This is a genomic window from Aeromonas media (genome assembly GCF_000819985.1).
Lineage (GTDB): Bacteria > Pseudomonadota > Gammaproteobacteria > Enterobacterales > Aeromonadaceae > Aeromonas > Aeromonas media.
The window spans coordinates 30,689-47,009 of the sequence record NZ_CDBZ01000066.1 but is presented as its reverse complement, the minus strand read 5'-3'; the positions used below and the strand labels follow the sequence as shown (position 1 = coordinate 47,009).

Below are 16,321 nucleotides of genomic sequence, written 5' to 3'. Positions count from 1 at the left end.
GATCCCCCCTCAATACACAGAAATCTGTCTCATCAAAACCATGTCCAATGCGGATCATGCGGGCCCCTCTGCGGGTCAATCGGGTCGCACCTGCTGGCGCGCACTCTGTTGTTGTAAAAAGAGCTCGGCCAGGGAGAGATCTTCCGGGCGGGTCACCTTGATGTTGTCGGCACGCCCCTCCACCATCTTCACGGTAAAACCGGCGCGCTCCATGGCGGAGGCTTCGTCTGTGATGAGGGCCCCCAAGGCCAGCCCCTCCTCCAGCGCCCGCTTCAGGGTGCCGGTGGGAAACATCTGCGGCGTCAGGGCATGCCAAAGCTGTTCGCGCTCGACGGTAGCCACTATGTTGCCAGCCCCGTCTGTGCGTTTCATGGTGTCGCGCACCCGGCTACCGAGGATGGCGCCATCGCACGCCATGGCACTGGCTATCAGGGCATCGAGATCCCCCTGGGTCAGACAGGGGCGGGCGGCGTCATGCACCAGTACCCACTTCCCCTCTACCACATGCAGGGCGTTGAGCACCGAATAGGCACGCTCGCTCCCCCCTTCCACTCGCAGCACCCGCGGGTCGGCCGCCACGGCCAGTTGCTCGAACCACTCATCGTGCGGCGCCAGCGCCACTATCACCCGGGCTATGCCCGGATGGGACAGTAAACAGCCGAGCGTATGCTCCAGGATGGTCTTCCCTGCCAGTGTCAGGTACTGCTTGGGGCAGTCTGCTCCCATGCGGCTGCCGATACCGGCGGCCGGAACTATGGCGGTCAGCCCGCTGTGGCAATCAATCATCGTAGGGGACGCCGTCCGGCTCCGTTGCTTGGTCTTTGTCTTTGGGAATGATCCGGTAGAAGGTCTCGCCCTGCTTGATGTAGCCAAGATCGTTGCGCGACAGCTCCTCGATGGCCTCAAGGCCCGAGGTCAGATCGTCGATCTCCCGGTAAATCAGGTTGTTGCGGTCCTTGAGAACCAGATTGTCCTGCTGTTGCCGCTCGATGGCATTGGAGAGCTCCCGATAATCGGATAGGCCGTTTTTCCCCAGCCAGAAGTCATATTGCAGCCCTCCCAACAGGAGGAGCAGGATAAGAGTGAGTAGCCGCATGCACTGAGTCTCCTTCAAGCGGCCTAGTTTCCCATATTCGCAGGCAAGACAAAAGAAAGCCGGTGTGCCAGACGGGGCGGGGGACTAAAAAAGATGACGGGCCGAGCAGACGAGGGCCAAAAAACCGCGCAGTTCCCAGGACGGGCGGCCTTGGCGCCAGATTGGCGGCAACCATACGAAAACCGCCGCAGATCAGCGGCTGGCCTGACAATGGGGTGGCGACAGATACAAAAAAGCCCCGCCAGAGTGGCGGGGCTTTTCAACAGCTTAAGAATTGCAGGCAGTAATTACTGGCCTTTGACTTCTTTCAGACCGCGGAACGGAGCCTTGGCACCCAGGGCTTCTTCGATACGGATCAGCTGGTTGTACTTGGCAACACGGTCAGAACGGCTCATGGAACCGGTCTTGATCTGGCCAGCAGCGGTACCCACGGCCAGGTCGGCGATGGTCGCGTCTTCGGTCTCACCGGAGCGGTGGGAGATGACGGCGGTGTAGCCAGCGTCCTTGGCCATCTTGATGGCAGCCAGAGTTTCGGTCAGGGAACCGATCTGGTTGAACTTGATCAGGATGGAGTTGGCGATGCCGTTGTCGATACCGCGCTTCAGGATCTTGGTGTTGGTTACGAACAGGTCGTCACCCACGATCTGGATTTTCTTACCCAGTTCAGCAGTCTGGTAGGCGAAGCCTTCCCAGTCTGATTCGTCCAGGCCATCTTCGATGGAGACGATCGGGAACTTAGTGGTCAGGTCTGCCAGGTAGTCGGAGAACTCGTTGGAGGTGAAGATACGACCTTCGCCCTTCAGGTTGTACTCTTTCTTCTCTGCGTCATAGAACTCGGAAGCAGCGCAGTCCATGGCCAGGGTGATGTCGGTGCCCAGCTTGTAACCGGCAGCGGCAACGGCTTCGGCGATCACTTCCAGCGCTTCGGCGTTAGATTTCAGGTTAGGAGCGAAACCGCCTTCGTCGCCCACTGCAGTGGCGTAGCCCTTGGACTTCAGTACCTTGGCCAGGTTGTGGAAGACCTCGGCACCCATGCGGATGGCTTCTTTCAGGGTCTTGGCGCCAACCGGCTGGATCATGAACTCCTGGATATCGACGTTGTTGTCGGCGTGCTCACCACCGTTGATGATGTTCATCATGGGCAGCGGCATGGAGTAGACACCCGGGGTGCCGTTCAACTCGGCGATGTGGGCGTACAGCGGCAGGCCCTTGGCAGCAGCAGCGGCTTTGGCGTTAGCCAGGGAAACGGCCAGGATGGCGTTGGCGCCGAACTTGGATTTGTTCTCGGTACCGTCGAGGTCGATCATGATTTGGTCAATAGCGGCCTGGTCCTTGGCATCTTTACCCAGCAGAGCCTGAGCGATCGGGCCGTTTACGGCTTCGATGGCTTTCAGCACGCCTTTACCCAGGAAACGGCTCTTGTCGCCGTCACGCAGTTCCAGCGCTTCGCGGGAACCGGTGGACGCGCCAGACGGAGCGGCTGCCATACCAACAAAACCACCTTCCAGGTGAACTTCGGCCTCAACGGTCGGGTTACCACGGGAGTCGATGATTTCACGACCGATCACTTTAACGATCTTGGACATGTGTATTTCCTCAGGTTTCGTAAAAAAACAACAAAAATATGCCAAAAAAAGCGGCTGCGGCACAGAGCCCCAACCGCATTTATTTTCAATTACTTCAAATTACGCTTCTGATACTCGCCTGCCGCCTTAACAAAACCGGCGAACAGGGCGTGGCCATCACGGGGAGTCGAGGTGAACTCCGGGTGGAACTGCGCAGCCACGAACCAAGGGTGATCCGGAATCTCGATAATTTCCACCAGCTTCTTGTCGGCGGAAAGACCGGTCACCTTCAAACCGGCCGCTTCGATCTGCGGCAGCAGCTTGTTGTTCACCTCGTAACGGTGACGGTGACGCTCGTAAATGGTCGGGCTGCCGTACATCTGGCGCACCTTGGAGCCTTCCACCAGGTGGCAGAGCTGGGAACCCAGACGCATGGTGCCGCCCAGGTCAGACTTCTCGGTACGGGTCTCGACGTTGCCCTCTTCATCCACCCACTCGGTGATGAGGCCGACAACCGGATAGGCGCAATCTTTCTTGAATTCGGAGGAGTGAGCACCGGTCATGCCCGCTACGTTGCGAGCAAATTCGATCATGGCAACCTGCATGCCGAGACAGATACCCAAGTAAGGGATCTTGTTCTCACGGGCATACTGGGCGGCCAGGATCTTGCCTTCCACGCCACGCTCACCGAAGCCACCCGGCACCAGGATCGCGTCCAGACCTTCCAGCAGCTCGGAGCCACGGGTCTCGATGTCCTGGGAGTCGATGTACTTGATGTTGACGGAAAGACGCGTCTTCAGGCCGCCGTGCTTGAGTGCTTCGTTGACGGACTTGTAGGCATCCGGCAGGGATACATACTTGCCGACCATGCCGATGGTCACTTCTGCAGTCGGGTTGGCTTCTTCGTAGACCACCTGTTCCCACTCGGACAAGTCGGCTTCCTTGCACTCCAGGCCGAAACGGGCGATGAAGTAGTCATCCAGATTTTGGGACTTGAGCAGGGCCGGGATCTTGTAGATGGAGTCGACGTCCTTCATGGAGATGACGGCGCGCTCCGGCACGTTGCAGAACAGGGCGATCTTGGCACGCTCGTTGGCCGGGATGGCGCGATCGGAGCGGCAGATAAGCACATCCGGCTGGATCCCGATGGAGAGCAGCTCTTTGACGGAGTGCTGGGTCGGCTTGGTCTTCACTTCGCCGGCGGCGGCCAGATAAGGCACCAGGGTCAGGTGCATAAACATGGCATTGTCGCGGCTCACTTCGGCAGCCAGCTGACGAATGGCTTCGAGGAACGGCAGGGACTCGATGTCGCCCACTGTGCCGCCCACTTCGACGATGGCCACCTGATGGCCTTCGGCGCCGGCAATCACCCGCTCTTTGATGGCGTTGGTGATGTGCGGGATGACCTGGATGGTGGCGCCCAGATAGTCCCCACGACGCTCTTTGCGCAGCACGTCGGCATAGATGCGGCCGGTGGTGAAGTTGTTGCGACGGGTCATCTTGGTGCGGATGAAACGCTCGTAATGGCCCAGATCCAGATCGGTCTCAGCCCCGTCCTCGGTTACGAACACTTCACCGTGCTGGGTCGGGCTCATGGTGCCCGGATCCACGTTGATATAGGGGTCCAGTTTCATGATGGTCACATCCAGACCACGGGCTTCCAGAATGGCTGCCAGAGAAGCTGCGGCAATGCCTTTGCCGAGGGATGAAACAACGCCACCAGTTACAAAAATATATTTTGTCGTCATGCTGAACCTGAAAGAAGTTTAGGGAATTTTAAGGGGTGCTTCGGGGATGAAGCAGGACGGGGAAACAGTATACCAAAACCCCCTCTCCCAAACAATGAACAAAAATCTATCAGGCTCGCCGCTCCCTCGTCTTGCGCCAAATCAACTTTGCTCGGTTTCCTTGGCCCGGCACCAGGCTGCATCCAGCTTCTCCAGGGTGCAATCCGTCATTTTCAGCCCTTCCGCTGCAATAAACTGCTCAACCTGACGAAAACGTCGTTCGAACTTGGCGTTCGCACCCCGCAGCACCTGCTCGGGATCCTTGCCCAGATGGCGCACCAGGTTGACGGTGGCAAACAGCAGATCACCGAGCTCGTCGCTTACCCGTGCCTCGTCCACATCGACCATCAGCGCTTCTTCCATCACCTCCTCAATCTCCTCGTGGATCTTGTCCACTACCGGCCCGAGCGTCTTCCAGTCGAAACCGACGGTGGCGCAGCGCTTCTGGATCTTGGCGGCCCGGGTCAGGGCCGGCAGCGAGAGGGGGATGTCATCGAGCACGCTCTCTTTATCCAGCGCGGCCCGCTCCTTGGCCTTCTCCGCCTCCCAGTTCACCTTGACCGCCTGCTCGTCACCGAGGTCCGCATCGGAGAACACATGGGGGTGGCGGCGAATGAGTTTCTCGCTCACCGCATCGACTATGTCGGCAAAATCAAACAGTCCCTGCTCCTTGCCAAGCTGGGCGTAGAAGACCACCTGGAACAGCAGATCCCCGAGTTCCCCCTTCAATCCATCCCAATCCTGAGTCTCGATGGCATCGGCCACCTCGTAGGCCTCTTCCAGGGTGTGGGGCACTATGGTCTGGAAGCTCTGCTTGAGATCCCAGGGGCAACCCCCGTCCGGGGAGCGCAGTTGAGCCATGATGTCGAGCAATTGAGGGAGGTCGTAACGTTGGGACATGGGATCTTCGCTTTCGATTCGTTCAAGAAGGGTCATAAAGCACAACCGGCCACGGGGGCCGGTCACTATTTATCGGGTATCAGAGGCGCTTGGCACTGATCACGTCGTTGAGCTGGCTGAGCTTGGCCAAGGCCCGGTTGAAGGCGTTGATGTTGTAGATCTCCAGCTCCATGTCGATCTCGGCAGTCTGCTCGCGCACGTTGGAGCGCGAGCGCACCCCCATGACGTTGATCTTCTCGTTGGCCAGCACGGTCGTGATGTCACGCAGCAGGCCGGATCTGTCGTTGGAGAGGATGCGGATGGTGAGGCCATAACCGCCGGAGTAGTTTTCCCCCCAGACCGCATCGATCAGTCGCTCCGGGTTGCGGCGCGACAGCTCTTTCAGCTGTTCGCAATCCTCCCGGTGGATGGAGACGCCACGACCCATGGTGATGAAACCCTGGATGGAGTCCCCCGGGATGGGCTGACAGCAACGGGCGATGTGGGTCATCAGATTGCCGACCCCTTCCACTACGATGTGATCCTTGGCCTTGGGGCGGAAGGGCGCATTGGCCTTCTGCTCCAGCTTCTCCAGCAGGCGGCGGTCTTCTTCCTCCGCCGTCGGCTTGTTGTAACGAGTGTCGAGGTAGTTGAGCAGCTGGTTGATGCGGATGTCGCCGCTGCCGATGCCGGCCAACAGATCTTCCAGCTCCTCCGCATGGAAGCGCTCCAGCACCACCTTGTCCACCTTGGAGAGCGTCAGGTTGTGCCTGTCCAGCTCCTTCTCCAGCAGCTCCTTGCCGGCGGCGATGTTCTTGTCCCGATCCAGCTTTCTGAACCAGGTCGCCACCTTGGCCCGCGCCCGGCTGGAGCGCAGGAAGCCTGCATTGGGGTTCATCCAGTCGCGGCTCGGGTTCGGCTCCTTCTGGGTGATCACCTCCACCTGATCACCGGTCTGCAGCGTGTAGGTAAAGGGCACTATGCGGCCATCCACCTTGGTCCCGATGCAGCGGTGGCCGATCATGCTGTGAACGTGATAGGCAAAATCGAGCGGGGTAGCCCCCGCCGGCAGGTCGATGACGTCCCCCTTGGGGGTGAACACATAGACTCTGTCCTCGAACACCTGACTGCGCAGATCGTCCAGCAGGGAGCCGCTCTCGGAGAGATCCTCCTGCCAGGCGAGCAGCTTGCGCAGCCACTCGATCTTGTCTTCGAAGGTACTGGTCTTGGCTGCAGCCTGGGCCCCTTCCTTGTAGCGCCAGTGCGCCGCCACGCCGAGTTCGGCATCCTGATGCATCTGCTCGGTGCGGATCTGGATCTCCACCGTCTTCCCCTCCTCCCCCACCACCACTGTGTGGATGGACTGGTAGCCGTTGGGCTTGGGGTTGGCGACATAGTCGTCAAATTCGCGGGGAATATGATGGAAATGGGTGTGGACGATGCCGAGCGCCGCGTAACAATCCTGCAGCCGCTTGGTGATCACCCGCACCGCACGCACGTCGAACAGCTCGTTGAACTCGAGGTGTTTCTTCTGCATCTTGCGCCAGATGCTGTAGATGTGTTTCGGGCGGCCGTAGACTTCGGCCTCGACGCCGGCCTCGGCAAGCGCATCGCGCAAGGACTGTACGAACTCGCGGATGTAGCGCTCTCGATCGAGTCGTTTCTCATCGAGCTGCTTGGCGATCTGCTTGTAGGTATCCGGGTGCAGGTAACGGAAGGCGAGATCTTCGAGCTCCCACTTGAGCTGACCTATGCCGAGGCGGTTGGCAAGGGGCGCATAGATGTTGGTGATCTCCTGGGCCATCAGCACCCGGGTCTCTTCATCCGCCAGCTTGGCTTCCCGCAGGCAGGCGATCCGCTCCGCCAGCTTGATGACGACAGCGCGCACATCCTCCACCATGGCGAGCAACATGCGGCGCACGTTGTCCACCTGCTCCGGGGAGGTCTCGCTGCGGTGCAGGGTCTGCAGAGAGCGGATGGCCTCCATCTCCAGCACCCCTTCCACCAGCTTGGCGATCTTGGGACCGAAGTCCTCGTTCACCTTCTCCTGCTTGATGAGGCCGGCTTCGACGAAGGGATAGAGAATGGCCGATTTGAGGGTGGCGAGATCCATGCTGAGCATCAGCAGTATGCCCACCATCTCGACGCCACGCACCAGCAGGCGGTTGGTGAGCGCCTCGTCGCCAAGCGTCAGACAGTACTGGTAGACGGTTCGCAGTTGATTCTTGTCGCTTTCACTCAGGGTAAGGGAACTGACCCACTCCTCCAGAGTGAAATTGTCTTTCAAATGAATTTCGCGCACCGCAACCATGGTATCAATCCTTAAAATTGTGGGGCCGAAAGCCGATGCTTTCTGCCATCCCCTCATCAGCTGATGACTGCCTCAAATGGGGATGCGCGGGAGAGTTTTCAAGGCATGTTGCCGATCCCGGCAACAGGTTTCTCTCGCACATCAGGCCCATTTTTGCAGATCTAGATTACCCTAATCACCCCTGCGCAAACAGCGCTACCGGCATCGTAAGGCCGACAAAACGCAGCACCGGCAATCCGAAAACAGCCTGCTCAATCCCGTTCAAACAGCGCCATGGACTCCAGATGACCGGTGTGGGGGAACATGTCCAGCATCCCCAGGCGAGCCAGTCGATAACCCCCCTTCACCAGCACTTGGCTGTCCCGGGCCAGGGTGACAGGGTTACAGGAAACATAGACCACCCGCTTGGGCGAAAGTGCCGCCACGTGGCTCATGACTTCCAGCGCCCCGGGCCGGGCCGGATCCAGCAACACCAGATCGAAGCCTTCCCGCGCCCAGGACATGCCGACGATGTCGCCGCTCAAATCCGCCTTGTAGAAACGGGCGTTGTCGATGCCGTTGCGACGGGCGTTCTCCTCGGCACGGGCCACCATGGCAAGCTCCCCCTCGACCCCCACCACTTCACGGGCCTGACGGGCCAGCGGCAGGGTGAAGTTGCCGATGCCGCAGAAGAGATCCAGCACCTTGTCGTCCTTGGTCGCCCCCAGCCACGCCAGCGCCTGGGTCACCATGCTCTGGTTGATGGGGCCGTTGACCTGAATGAAGTCGCCAGGGGCGAATGCAAGAGACAGGCCATCGAGGGTGTAGCTCGGCTGAAATTGTTGGCGCAGGGGTTCAATGCGCTCATCCGCCGCCTGCAGATAGAGGTCTATCCCCTGGGCCTCGGCAAATGCCACCAGCAGGGCGCGATCCGCCTCGTTGGGGCGACCAGTGTGGCGCAGCAACATCATGATGCCCTGTTCGGCCTGGATGAGCTCCGCATGCCCCAGCTCGCGCTGGCTCTTCAAGCGATTGAGGCACTCGCGCAGGGGGGTGATGAGGGCAGAGAGGGGATCGGCCAGCACGGGGCAGCCCGCCACCTCCACCAGGTCATTGGATTGACGGCGACGGAAACCCACCCGGGTGCAGCGACCGTTCTTGTCAAACTTGATGGCGAGACGGCAGACCCGGCGGTAGGCGCGGGACTCCCCTTTGAGCACGGGCTCGAGCGCCGGCGCCTTGATGTTGCCAAGGCGCTCGAACAAGCTGACCAGCCCGGCCTCCTTGACCGCCTGCTGATCCGCTTCGCCGAGGTGCTGGGCACTGCAACCGCCGCACTCGCGATAATGGGGGCAGAAGGGATCGATGCGATTGGCCGCCGGGGTCACTATCTGTTGCAGGGCGGCGTGGGCATAGTGCTTCTTGTCATCGACGATGCGAGCCTTGATCAGCTCACCGGGGAGTGCCCCTTCGACGAAGATGGCCTTGCCCTGATGACGGCCGACACCGACACAGTGGTGGTCCAGACTGTCTATCGTAAATTCAATACGTTGGGGCTGGGTGGATTTCTTTTGGGGCTTGAAAAACTGGGCCATAAAACTTGGTGCCTATAGGTGGCTATGTCATGATTGTGGAATCTGCAGCAGGCCATTGTCCCACAAGAATAATAGTATGACCAAATGCGGCCTGAGGGCCCGAGCTGCGGCCTCTGCCCCATTGCCCAATCTGACCATAAGTGGCCCATTGATATGACAGGATACGGCCTGAGCGCCCTTACGGTGACATCGACTGTATTGCCAGCCCTCCCCCTGCGCCCACAGGCCCCCGGGGCCATGGTCTTCATCATGTTTGCCGGCGGTTTATCAGCATGACCAAGTACGGCCTCAGAGCCCGTGTACTGGCATTTACCATATTGCCAACCCTGATCATCGGCGGCCTGATCGCCGGTTACTTTACCTTCCACCGCTACCATCAGCTGGAAAACAACCTGATCGATCAGGGCATCAACATCATAGAGCCCCTAGCCATCGCCAGTGAATACGGCATGACCCAGCACAGTCGCGAATCCCTCAAGCGGCTGATAGGGCTGACCCATCGCAAGAACTCCCCCTTTATCAAGTCCATCGCCGTCTTCACCCAGGACAACCAGCTGTTCGTCACCTCCAACTACCACAGGGACTTCAGCCAGCTGCGCCTGCCGGACGGCAGCGCCATCCCGGCCCTGACCAGCGTCACCTTCAACGGCGATGACATCATATTGCGCACCCCCATCCAGGCCGAGACCAGCCTGGACGGCTTCCCCCTGCCGAGCGACCTGGAGCCGCCGGTCATCGGCTACATCTCCATGCAGCTCGCCACCGACAGGGCCATAGTCCTGCAATATCGCGACGCCTTCTTCGCGGTGATCATAGTGCTCATCGGCCTCGCCATCAGTACCCTGTTCGGCTTCCGTCTGGTCAAGAGCGTGACCCAGCCCATCACCGATATGGTGCAGGCGGTGCACAGGATCAGGGAGGGGCGCCTCGATACCCGGGTCAGCGGTCAGCTCACCGGCGAGCTGGACATGCTGAAGAACGGCATCAACGCCATGGCCAAGGCGCTCTCCGAATACCATGAGGAGATGCAGCAGAACATCGATCAAGCGACCTCGGATCTGCGAGAGACGCTTGAACAAATAGAGATCCAGAACGTCGAGCTCGACATGGCGAAGAAACGGGCGCAAGAGGCGGCACGGGTCAAATCCGAGTTTCTGGCCAACATGTCCCACGAGCTGCGCACCCCGCTCAACGGCGTCATCGGCTTCACCCGCCAGCTGCTCAAGACCAGCCTGACCCCGAGCCAGACCGACTACATGCAGACCATAGAGAAGTCGGCGCGCAACCTGCTTGGCATCATCAACGACATCCTCGACTTCTCCAAGCTGGAGGCGGGCAAGCTGCAGCTCGAGCATATACCGTTCAGCCTGCGAGACACCCTCAACGAAACCATGCACCTGCTGGGGCCGAGTGCCCACGACAAACAGCTCGAGCTCTCCTTGCAGGTGGACGCCGCCGTGCCGGACTACCTCACCGGCGACCCCATGCGCCTGCAACAGGTGCTGACCAACCTCGCCGGCAACGCCATCAAGTTCACCGAGCGCGGCAACGTCGATGTGCGCGTCGAACAGACCGGGGCCCCCAACGGCAGCAAGGTACGCCTGCGGGTCCTCATCCGCGATACCGGCATCGGCATCTCGGAAGAGCAGCAACGCCAGCTGTTCCAGGCCTTCAATCAGGCCGACTCCTCCATCTCCCGCCGCTATGGTGGCACCGGGCTTGGCCTCGTCATCACCCAGAAACTGGTGCAGCAGATGGGAGGCCAGATCCGCTTCGAATCCGAGCTTGGCAAGGGCTCCGTCTTCTCCTTCAACCTGGAGCTGGATGTCTCTCCCCTGCCCCAGACCGAGCGGCTGCCGCTGGATCGCATCCTGGGCAAGCGGGTCTGGCTGCTGGAGCCGGATCCCTTCACTCACGCCTCCCTGCTCGCCCTGCTGGCCGAATGGCAGCTGGACGTGCAGTCCCTGACCATGACCGACGACTGGCCGGAGATGGGCAGCCAGGACATGGTGATCATCGGCAGCAGCACACTGCACACCCCACAACAGGTGATCACCCGCCTCGATGGCCTCAGCGGGCAACAGAACACCATAGTGCTGCTCAGCAGCCACGAGCCGGCGCTCTATGACGCCATGCTGGCCCATGGCGCCGCCCACTGCCTCTCCAAGCCCATCAACCACCGCAAGCTGCTGCACGCCCTGCTCTCTCCCGAGGCGGCCAGGCGTACGCCGCTGCCCGCGCCAACTCCCCACCGGGTACAGGCCGTCAAGGTGCTGGCGGTGGATGACAACGCCGCCAACCTCAAGCTCATCGCCGCCATGCTCAAGGAGATGGTGACCGAGGTTGTGGTGTGCAAGAACGGCAAGGAGGCGGTCAACCTGGCCCAGAGCCAGCCGTTCGACATCATCTTCATGGATATACAGATGCCCATCATGGATGGCATCAGCGCCACCCAGGCGATCCGCCATCACTCCCTCAACACCGAGACCCCCATAGTCGCGGTCACCGCCCATGCCATCCCAGGGGAGCGGGAGCGGCTGATCCGCCAGGGCATGGACGACTACCTGGCCAAGCCCATCGACGAGGGCATGCTGGCGCAGCTCATCACCGACTTCGCCCACAGGCGCCACCAGAACCAGGGGGATCAGCAGATAGACTGGACCCTGGCGGTGCGCCAGGCGGCGGGCAAGCCGGAGCTCGCCAAGGAGATGCTGACCATGCTGCTGGCCAGCTTCGACGAGGTGGAGCCCATGCTGGACGAGGCGCTGGCGGGCGGGGTGGAGGATGCCGAGGTGCTGGCCCAGCTCCATCGCCTCAACGGCGGCTGCGCCTACTCGGGGGTGCCCGGCCTGCAACGCCTGCTCTCCCAGCTCGAGCAGCAGTTGCGCGACGGCATACCCGTCAGCGAGCTCGAACCCGAGCTGCTGGAGCTGCAAGATGCCCTGGAGCAGGTGCGGCGGGAGGCCCCCCGCTATCTCTCCCTGGCCGAGTGAGGCGCTTTTTCTGACTGCGGGGCCCGCAGATGGTAAAATCGCGCCGTTTCCACAGGAGTCAACATGACCAACAACGATATTCTGCGCCGCCTGCGCTACGCCCTCACCATCAGCAACGATCAGATGGTCGAGATGTTTGCCAAGGGCAACCTGACCGTCGATCACGCCCAGCTCCACAGCTGGTTGCTGAAAGAGGCCGCGGAAGGGGAAGAGCAGGAAGCAGGCTATGCCGCCTGCCCGGACTCGGCCCTGAGCCAGTTCCTCGACGGCTTCATCGCCGTGCGTCGCGGTGTGCGGGAAAATGCCCCGCCCCAGGTGATCCCGAACCGGATCAACAACAACCTGATCCTGCGCAAGCTGCGCATCGGCCTCGACTACAAGGAAGAAGACATGCTGGGCACCCTCAAGCTCGCCAACTTCAACCTCTCCAAGTCCGAGCTGAGCGCCCTGTTCCGCGCCAAGGATCACAAGCACTACCAGGATTGCGGGGATCAGATCCTGCGCAACTTCCTCATCGGCCTCACCGCCAAGTACAGGTCAGAGCCATGAGCCCGCGCGCGCACGTCACCCTCAGACAGCGCGCCTGAGCCATGGGCCAGCGCACCTGCCCCCCGTCATTCCGCCTGGGCGGCAGGCCGCGCTGGCCATCCCTTGTTTCCCCCTTGCCAGACAGATGCCGCACCATACTGCTGTCACTCTGCCTGCTGCTGGGGCTCGGCGCCTGCCAACCGGCGCCTTATCAGCTCTCCACCCGTCATGTCAGTGCCAACCAGAATGAGCGCATCGCTTTTCTGATCCTCCACTACACCGACGAGGACGACGCCCGCTCCCTGCGCCTGCTGACCAAACCCGAACACAAGGTGAGTGCCCACTACCTGATCCCCCGCGACACCGAGCAACGCCCGCTCCCCGTTTACCAGCTGGTGCCCGACAGCCAACGTGCCTGGCACGCCGGTCGCAGCCGCTGGCATCAGTATGCCGGGCTCAACGCCAGCTCGCTGGGCATTGAGATAGTCAATCTGGGTTATCCCACGGAAGACGAATCCCTGCCTGCCCACCTGAGGCGCTGGCAACCCTATACCCGGGCCCAGATCGCCGCTCTCGGCGCTCTGGCCCGGGAGCTGGTCGATCGCTACCAGATCCCCCCCACCCAGGTGCTGGCCCACAGCGATATAGCCCCCGAACGCAAGCAGGATCCCGGCCCCCACTTCCCCTGGCGCGAGCTGGCCCTTCACCATGGCGTCGGCGCCTGGCCAGACGAGGCCAGAGTGGCCGAACTGCGCCAGGCGCCACTCCCCCTCTGGGATGCGCAGCAATGGCAGCAACAGCTCGCCCGCTACGGCTATGGGGTAGCGCCAAGCGGCGCCTGGGATGAGCAGAGCCGCGCCGCCATGCGTGCATTCCAGCTCCATTTCCGCCCCGCCTTGATCACCGGGGAGCCGGATGCCGAGTGCCAGGCCATCCTTATGGCCCTGCTGGAGCGCTACTTCCCCGAGCCGGGCTGAGCCCCCTTCCCCGAAAACAACAAGGGACGCCGAGGCGTCCCTTGTTTATGCGATGCAGGCAGACCGACATCAGATCCCCTGACGGGCTTCCTGCATCAGCAGGCGCATGTCACTGACCGCCTTGGCCAGACCGTCGAAGGCGGCACGGCCTATGATGGCGTGGCCGATATTGAGCTCATAGAGCTCGGGAATGGCAGCGATGGCCTTGACGTTGTGGTAGTGCAGGCCGTGGCCGGCATTGACCTTAAGCCCCTTGCCAGCGGCATAGGAGGCGCCGGCAGCGATGCGCTTGAACTCGGCGTTGCGCTCCGCATCCGTGGTGGCATCGGCATAGCGACCGGTGTGGATCTCGATGAAGGGGGCACCACTCTCGGCGGCCGCATCTATCTGGATGGGGTCGGCGTCGATGAAGAGCGACACCTGGGCACCGACGGCCGCAAGGCGGGTCACCGCATCGGTGATCTTGTCGAGCTGACCGGCCACATCCAGGCCGCCCTCGGTGGTCACCTCGGTGCGCTTCTCCGGTACCAGGCAGACGAACTGGGGCTTGATACGGCAGGCGATGCCGATCATCTCCTCTGTTACCGCCATCTCCAGGTTCATCCTGGTCTGGATGGTCTGGCGCAGTATCTCCACGTCGCGGTCGGTGATGTGGCGGCGATCTTCGCGCAGGTGCACTGTAATGCCATCGGCACCGGCCTGCTCGGCCACGAAGGCGGCCTGGACAGGATCGGGATACTGGGTGCCGCGGGCGTTGCGCAGAGTGGCGATATGGTCGATGTTCACACCCAGATAGATTTCACTCATTGAGGACTCCTTGAAACTCTTCATCTGTTGACTGCGCGGCTACCGCGCGAATATCCGTATATCAGCTCGTAGGTTCGATTAGCGCAGCGTAATCGGACGTCGGTAACATTCTTACCGTGTCGGGTAACGCCTCAGAGCGGTTAACCCAAGCTATTCCGGCGTTTTAAAAACAACTCCCGGCTCTTTAACTGGCGTTTACCCAGATAGGGCTGCAACGCCAGCCTGCTGAAACGTTTAGCCGCCTGCAGCAAGGGAGGGGTATCGAAGCGCCCCTCGGCGAAGGCCAGCAGGTGGGCGCCGAGGAACAGGGTACGGGGATCCGGCGCCCGCTCGCAAGCGACAAAGCCGAGCTCCCGCTCGAAGCCGTAGAGCAGCTCGGGCTGGATCGGGGAGTCGTCGTCGGCGGCATATTCGAAGTCCACCGCATAGCCAAGCGCCTGCAACAGCAGAAACTCGAAGCGGCGCAGGGGCAGCTCTGGCGTCTCGCCGTCCGCCAGCGCCATCAGGGCACGGGCATAGGCATCAAACACCTCGGGAAAGGGGGTATGGGCTTCGAGCAGGTAGTAGACCAGCTCGTTGAGATAGAGACCGTAGAAGAGGCGATCGCCACCGAGTCGCAGGGAGTGATCCGGGCATTCGACCTGGGCGAGGTTCTTGAGATCACCCTTGCCACGCCAGCTCATGGTGAGCAGGGTGAAGGGTTGCAGCAGCCCCTTCAGAGGGGAGCGTGGCCCGCGAGAACCGCGAGCCACCAGGGTAAATCGGCCGCTATCCTGGGTGAAGACCTCGACCAGCTGACTGGTCTCCCGATAGGGCCGACTGTGGATGACGAAAGCCGGGTTCAGCAATCAGCCAGCGCCACTTAATCGTCACCGTAGCCAAGACTGCGCAGGGCGCGCTCGTCATCGGCCCAGCCGGACTTGACCTTGACCCACAGCTCCAGGTGCACCTTGTTCTGGAACAGCCGCTCCATGTCGAGGCGCGCTTCGGTACCTATGGTCTTGATCTTCTCGCCCTTGTTGCCGATGACCATCTTCTTCTGGCCATCGCGCTCCACCAGGATGAGGCCGTGGATGTGGTAGAGACCGTTCTCTTCCACCTTGAAGCGCTCGATCTCCACCGTCACCGAGTAGGGCAGCTCCTCGCCGGTGAAACGCATCAGCTTCTCGCGGATGATCTCTGAGGCCATGAAGCGGGACGAGCGGTCGGTCACGTAATCTTCCGGGAAGAAGAAGTTGTTCTCCGGCAGCAGATCCTTGGCCCACTCGCGGATCTTCTCCACGTTGGTGCCCTTCTCGGCACTGATGGGCAGTATGTGGGCAAAGTTCATCTGCTGGCCCAGCCACTCCAGGTGGGGCAGCAAGTCTTCTTTCTCTTTGACGTTGTCTACCTTGTTGACCGCCAGCACCACGGGGCAAGGCAGATGGCGCAACTTGCCGAGCACCATCTCGTCGTCCTTGGTCCAGTGGGTACCGTCGACCATGAAGACCACCATGGCCACATCACCCAGGGAACTGGTGGCGGCGCGGTTCATCAGGCGGTTGATGGCCCGCTTTTCTTCGATGTGCAGACCCGGGGTATCCACATAGATGGTCTGATGGTTATCCTCGGTGTCTATCCCCAAAATCCGGTGACGGGTGGTCTGGGGTTTCTTCGAGGTGATGCTGACCTTCTGGCCAAGCAGCTTGTTGAGCAGGGTGGACTTGCCCACATTGGGGCGGCCCACGATGGCGACAAAGCCGCAGTAAGTCGTATCTGTCATGACAGTTTTTCCAGTGCCTGTTGTGTTGAAAGACCGCGGCCT

The 16,321-nt window shown here is 61.0% G+C and carries 13 protein-coding genes; 3 read left to right on the top strand and 10 right to left on the bottom strand.

Annotated features, from left to right (window positions below; all coding sequences use genetic code 11):
* Positions 1-75 precede the first annotated feature (75 nt).
* The 7 genes from ispD to rlmD form a co-directional block, all read right to left on the bottom strand.
* The gene (gene ispD, locus BN1127_RS05095) at positions 76-786 is read right to left on the bottom strand and encodes a 2-C-methyl-D-erythritol 4-phosphate cytidylyltransferase (RefSeq protein WP_042648738.1); all 711 of its coding nucleotides are present in this window, start codon (positions 784-786) and stop codon (positions 76-78) included.
* On the bottom strand, positions 779-1,096 hold the full coding sequence (gene ftsB / locus BN1127_RS05090) for a cell division protein FtsB (RefSeq protein ID WP_025328246.1): 318 nt from the start codon (positions 1,094-1,096) through the stop codon (positions 779-781). Before ftsB ends, ispD begins: the two co-directional genes overlap by 8 nt.
* 287 nt (positions 1,097-1,383) lie before the next feature.
* Positions 1,384-2,682: a phosphopyruvate hydratase gene (eno, locus tag BN1127_RS05085; RefSeq protein WP_025328247.1), complete on the bottom strand. Its 1,299-nt coding sequence runs from the start codon at positions 2,680-2,682 to the stop codon at positions 1,384-1,386.
* Positions 2,683-2,771: 89 nt separating this feature from the next.
* Positions 2,772-4,409, bottom strand: coding sequence for a glutamine hydrolyzing CTP synthase (gene pyrG / locus BN1127_RS05080; protein WP_005332766.1), 1,638 nt, complete (start codon positions 4,407-4,409; stop codon positions 2,772-2,774).
* A gap of 141 nt (positions 4,410-4,550) precedes the next feature.
* Positions 4,551-5,348: a nucleoside triphosphate pyrophosphohydrolase gene (gene mazG, locus BN1127_RS05075; protein ID WP_042648737.1), complete on the bottom strand. Its 798-nt coding sequence runs from the start codon at positions 5,346-5,348 to the stop codon at positions 4,551-4,553.
* Between the two features lie 79 nt (positions 5,349-5,427).
* Positions 5,428-7,638, bottom strand: a complete 2,211-nt coding sequence (relA, locus tag BN1127_RS05070; protein WP_005332770.1) for a GTP diphosphokinase — start codon at positions 7,636-7,638, stop codon at positions 5,428-5,430.
* Positions 7,639-7,889: 251 nt separating this feature from the next.
* A complete protein-coding gene (rlmD, locus tag BN1127_RS05065; RefSeq protein WP_042648736.1) occupies positions 7,890-9,212 on the bottom strand; it encodes a 23S rRNA (uracil(1939)-C(5))-methyltransferase RlmD in 1,323 nt (440 codons plus the stop codon).
* 272 nt (positions 9,213-9,484) lie between these two features.
* Between rlmD and barA the strand changes: the two genes are divergently transcribed.
* The 3 genes from barA (at position 9,485) to BN1127_RS05050 (ending at position 13,710) form a co-directional block, all read left to right on the top strand.
* Entirely contained in the window at positions 9,485-12,205 is a 2,721-nt protein-coding gene (barA, locus tag BN1127_RS05060; RefSeq protein WP_042648735.1) for a two-component sensor histidine kinase BarA, read from the top strand.
* 63 nt (positions 12,206-12,268) lie between these two features.
* Positions 12,269-12,754 (top strand): YehS family protein, encoded by a 486-nt coding sequence (locus BN1127_RS05055; protein WP_025328253.1) that lies wholly within the window; start codon positions 12,269-12,271, stop codon positions 12,752-12,754.
* Positions 12,755-12,795: 41 nt separating this feature from the next.
* Positions 12,796-13,710, top strand: coding sequence for an N-acetylmuramoyl-L-alanine amidase (locus tag BN1127_RS05050; protein WP_082029971.1), 915 nt, complete (start codon positions 12,796-12,798; stop codon positions 13,708-13,710).
* 69 nt (positions 13,711-13,779) lie between these two features.
* Here the strand turns inward: BN1127_RS05050 and pdxJ are convergent, their stop codons facing one another.
* The 3 genes from pdxJ to era form a co-directional block, all read right to left on the bottom strand.
* A complete protein-coding gene (gene pdxJ, locus BN1127_RS05045; RefSeq protein WP_042648733.1) occupies positions 13,780-14,517 on the bottom strand; it encodes a pyridoxine 5'-phosphate synthase in 738 nt (245 codons plus the stop codon).
* 140 nt (positions 14,518-14,657) lie between these two features.
* Entirely contained in the window at positions 14,658-15,365 is a 708-nt protein-coding gene (recO, locus tag BN1127_RS05040) for a DNA repair protein RecO (RefSeq protein ID WP_042648732.1), read from the bottom strand.
* A gap of 14 nt (positions 15,366-15,379) precedes the next feature.
* On the bottom strand, positions 15,380-16,279 hold the full coding sequence (gene era, locus BN1127_RS05035; protein WP_042648731.1) for a GTPase Era: 900 nt from the start codon (positions 16,277-16,279) through the stop codon (positions 15,380-15,382).
* Between the last annotated feature and the right edge of the window lie 42 nt (positions 16,280-16,321).

Bases quoted from the DNA above. Each gene is read 5' to 3' on its own strand.
- ispD (WP_042648738.1), bottom strand. From the start codon at position 786: ATGATTGATTGCCACAGCGGGCTGACCGCCATAGTTCCGGCCGCCGGT.
- ftsB (WP_025328246.1), bottom strand. From the start codon at position 1,096: ATGCGGCTACTCACTCTTATCCTGCTCCTCCTGTTGGGAGGGCTGCAA.
- eno (WP_025328247.1), bottom strand. From the start codon at position 2,682: ATGTCCAAGATCGTTAAAGTGATCGGTCGTGAAATCATCGACTCCCGT.
- pyrG (WP_005332766.1), bottom strand. From the start codon at position 4,409: ATGACGACAAAATATATTTTTGTAACTGGTGGCGTTGTTTCATCCCTC.
- mazG (WP_042648737.1), bottom strand. From the start codon at position 5,348: ATGTCCCAACGTTACGACCTCCCTCAATTGCTCGACATCATGGCTCAA.
- relA (WP_005332770.1), bottom strand. From the start codon at position 7,638: ATGGTTGCGGTGCGCGAAATTCATTTGAAAGACAATTTCACTCTGGAG.
- rlmD (WP_042648736.1), bottom strand. From the start codon at position 9,212: ATGGCCCAGTTTTTCAAGCCCCAAAAGAAATCCACCCAGCCCCAACGT.
- barA (WP_042648735.1), top strand. From the start codon at position 9,485: ATGACCAAGTACGGCCTCAGAGCCCGTGTACTGGCATTTACCATATTG.
- BN1127_RS05055 (WP_025328253.1), top strand. From the start codon at position 12,269: ATGACCAACAACGATATTCTGCGCCGCCTGCGCTACGCCCTCACCATC.
- BN1127_RS05050 (WP_082029971.1), top strand. From the start codon at position 12,796: ATGGGCCAGCGCACCTGCCCCCCGTCATTCCGCCTGGGCGGCAGGCCG.
- pdxJ (WP_042648733.1), bottom strand. From the start codon at position 14,517: ATGAGTGAAATCTATCTGGGTGTGAACATCGACCATATCGCCACTCTG.
- era (WP_042648731.1), bottom strand. From the start codon at position 16,279: ATGACAGATACGACTTACTGCGGCTTTGTCGCCATCGTGGGCCGCCCC.